The 1,657-nt window shown below is 50.3% G+C and carries 3 protein-coding genes and 1 pseudogene; 1 reads left to right on the top strand and 3 read right to left on the bottom strand.

Annotated features, from left to right (window positions below; genetic code table 11):
* Positions 1–18: 18 nt before the first annotated feature.
* The 3 genes from CIK04_RS34380 to CIK04_RS34370 all read right to left on the bottom strand — a co-directional run bounded on the left by CIK04_RS34380 (position 19) and on the right by CIK04_RS34370 (position 1,014).
* Positions 19–411: a hypothetical protein gene (locus CIK04_RS34380; protein WP_325205901.1), complete on the bottom strand. Its 393-nt coding sequence runs from the start codon at positions 409–411 to the stop codon at positions 19–21.
* Between the two features lie 3 nt (positions 412–414).
* Positions 415–681 (bottom strand): LysR substrate-binding domain-containing protein, encoded by a 267-nt coding sequence (locus CIK04_RS34375; RefSeq protein ID WP_325205900.1) that lies wholly within the window; start codon positions 679–681, stop codon positions 415–417.
* Between the two features lie 99 nt (positions 682–780).
* Positions 781–1,014, bottom strand: coding sequence for a LysR family transcriptional regulator (locus CIK04_RS34370; RefSeq protein ID WP_325205899.1), 234 nt, complete (start codon positions 1,012–1,014; stop codon positions 781–783).
* Positions 1,015–1,149: 135 nt separating this feature from the next.
* Between CIK04_RS34370 and CIK04_RS35755 the strand changes: the two are divergent.
* A pseudogene (locus tag CIK04_RS35755) lies at positions 1,150–1,657 on the top strand (purine-nucleoside phosphorylase); the annotation flags it as partial.

The following is a 1,657-nucleotide window of genomic DNA, read 5'->3' as shown; positions in this document are numbered from 1 at the left end:
TGTGAAAGCCGGACGTTACTATCTGAGCATCAGCGGGCGTGAAGCGTTCGATGTGCGCGTCACCGCGCAAGCGCAGTAAGTGATCCGAACCGCCAACGCCTCACTGAGGCTCGGCGGTTCATTCTCCCGGCTCTCTCTCCGACTGTTTCTCTCTCTTTCTATCGCTTGCTTGAGCTCATCAATCATCCGCTTGATATTGCTCTGAGTCTCAGGATGATAAAGCGCATAAACACCTGCAGGAATGCGTTGTTTTAATGGAATAAAACGAACTTGAGGCCAAGATAAATTGGCATAACTCTGCGGCACAATCGACACGGCCTGACGCGCCGAAATCACCGCCAAAAGCAGTATTCGGTTCCACCACTTCTTGCACGATGTTAGGCCGATAGCCAGCCTTGGCGCAGTACTCAACAATTAGACGCATGGACGAAGAATTCTCTTGCTTAGCATCACAAATCGCGATTTTAAGTCACTTAGCGTTAACTGCCCTCGTTGCGCTAATGGGTGCTCATTGGGTAATGCCACCACCATGAATTCTTGGTAGAGACACTCACTCATGAGTGGCGCCACATCACGGGTATCGGCAAAACGCACCAGTCCCAGATCAATTTGGTGCATCAACAACTGGCGGACCTGCTTCTCAGGAGAGATCTCAAGTAAGTTCAGCGTGGCATGCGGCATAAGCTGTTGCAGTGCATGAAAGGCGGGGCCAAACCCGCCAGAAGATCGAACTCATCAATCCGATATCGAGTTGCTGCTTCTCTTCGCGCGCGCACTGCTTTACCCGATGAACCGAGCGCTCAACTGCGTAACAAAGTAGATGCATTCTGCCTGCAACTGCTCGCCTGCCTTAGTCAGTTGTACATTCCGCGTGTTTCTCTCAAACAGCGCCGTGCCCAACACCTCTTCCAACTCTTTGATTTGTGCACTTAAAGGAGACTTGGTGATATTGAGCTGCTCCGCCGCCCGACTAAACTGCCCCAACTGCGCCACTTTATCAAAGTAACGCAACATTTAAGCGTGATCCTTCTTCCACTTACCCACCTCACTTTGTGCCATTATTCAGCACAATCATGCCATTTTAAGCGATTTTTGCCATGCAACATTTGCGCTAAAGTGTTCATCAGATAACAAGAAAGAGGAAACACTATGACATTTGATCCAGTCACAAGCAGCTGAACCAATTTACAGCTACAAACCCAATTACCGAACCTAAAGTCGGCGTTTATTCTCGGCTCTGGCCTTGGCGTGATTGCTGATGAACTCGATGACAAAATTGTTATACCGTATCAAGAACTGGAGGGTTTTCCGGTTAGCACGGTTGAGGGGCACAGTGGCGAGTTGGTTCTGGGCAAACTGTTCGGTGATCGATGTCATCTGCATGAAAGGCCGAGGCCATTACTACGAACATCAAACCATGAAAGTGATGACCAACCCTGTGCGCACCTTTAAGCGCTTAGGTTGTGAGTTTCTTCTGGTCACCAATGCCGCGGGTTCACTGCGTCCCGAACGTCATCGATGTGGGCTCCTTGGTGGTCTTTAGCGATCACATCAACACCATGCCAGAATCCCCGATGACGGGCCCCAACGACGACGCCTACGGGCCAAGATTTTTCAGCCTTGCCAATGCCTACGATAAATCGCTGCGCAGCGAAGC

The organism is Vibrio sp. 03_296 (assembly GCF_002265885.1).
The sequence above is the reverse complement of the archived record's forward strand: the minus strand, read 5'-3'. Positions and strand labels throughout refer to the sequence as shown.

Coding starts and splice junctions, on each gene's coding strand:
- CIK04_RS34375 (WP_325205900.1), bottom strand. CDS start 681: ATGCCGCATGCCACGCTGAACTTACTTGAGATCTCTCCTGAGAAGCAG.
- CIK04_RS34370 (WP_325205899.1), bottom strand. CDS start 1,014: ATGTTGCGTTACTTTGATAAAGTGGCGCAGTTGGGGCAGTTTAGTCGG.